At 45.0% G+C, this 962-nt stretch carries 2 tRNA genes and 2 rRNA genes; all 4 read left to right on the top strand.

Annotation, left to right across the window (positions count from 1 at the left end):
• Positions 1–69, top strand: a 16S ribosomal RNA gene (locus tag L2713_RS20465); the annotation flags it as partial.
• Between the two features lie 70 nt (positions 70–139).
• A tRNA-Ile gene (locus L2713_RS20470) sits at positions 140–216 on the top strand.
• 137 nt (positions 217–353) lie between these two features.
• Positions 354–429, top strand: a tRNA-Ala gene (locus tag L2713_RS20475).
• A 269-nt stretch (positions 430–698) separates the two neighbouring features.
• A 23S ribosomal RNA gene (locus L2713_RS20480) occupies positions 699–962 on the top strand; the annotation flags it as partial.

A 962-nucleotide genomic window follows, 5' to 3' on the forward strand; every position in this document is an offset into this window, starting at 1 on the left:
TGGTTCATGACTGGGGTGAAGTCGTAACAAGGTAGCCCTAGGGGAACCTGGGGCTGGATCACCTCCTTACCTATACGACTAACTCGATGTTTGTTGAGTGTTCACACAGATTTGCTTGATAGAAGATAGAGTAAAAGATGGGTCTGTAGCTCAGCTGGTTAGAGCGCACCCCTGATAAGGGTGAGGTCGGTGGTTCAAGTCCACTCTGACCCACCAATCCTTCCTTCTCAGCGTTGGAAAGTGACTCGTTTAGTGAACTAAACGTCGCCACTGTCCGCCTTGATAAGAAATGATTGGCAAACCAATCCTTTAAGAGGTTTGGAACATCTTATTTACTCGCACTGCATGTAAATGGGGCTATAGCTCAGCTGGGAGAGCGCCTGCCTTGCACGCAGGAGGTCTGCGGTTCGATCCCGCATAGCTCCACCATTTACTGCATTATGGTTAGAGATGCCAAAGATAAACTAAAACATTATCTTTGGCTTTTTTAAGCCCGCTCTTTAACAATTTGGAAAGCTGATAGTAATTAATACAATGATGTCTGTCGTTGTGTTAATACGAAAAAAATTGAGTTCTTAAAACACTTTTTAAGTGTCTTGAATATTCAAGTCTAAGGCGAGTCCATCTTCTTGGTCGAAGATGAGACAAGTAAAACCAGCTGGTCGCAACAATTCAAGTGAAACTCATTTGGGTTGTATGGTTAAGCGACTAAGCGTATACGGTGGATGCCTTGGCAGTCAGAGGCGATGAAGGACGTAGTAACTTGCGAAAAGCGTTGGCGAGCTAGTAACAAGCATTTGAGCTAACGATGTCCGAATGGGGGAACCCAGCAGCATAAGCTGTTATCACTACATGAATACATAGTGTAGTGAGGCAAACGAGGGGAACTGAAACATCTAAGTACCCTTAGGAAAAGAAATCAACCGAGATTCCCCTAGTAGCGGCGAGCGAACGGGGATTAG

It is taken from the genome of Shewanella seohaensis, from assembly GCF_023283775.1.
Taxonomy (GTDB): domain Bacteria; phylum Pseudomonadota; class Gammaproteobacteria; order Enterobacterales; family Shewanellaceae; genus Shewanella; species Shewanella seohaensis.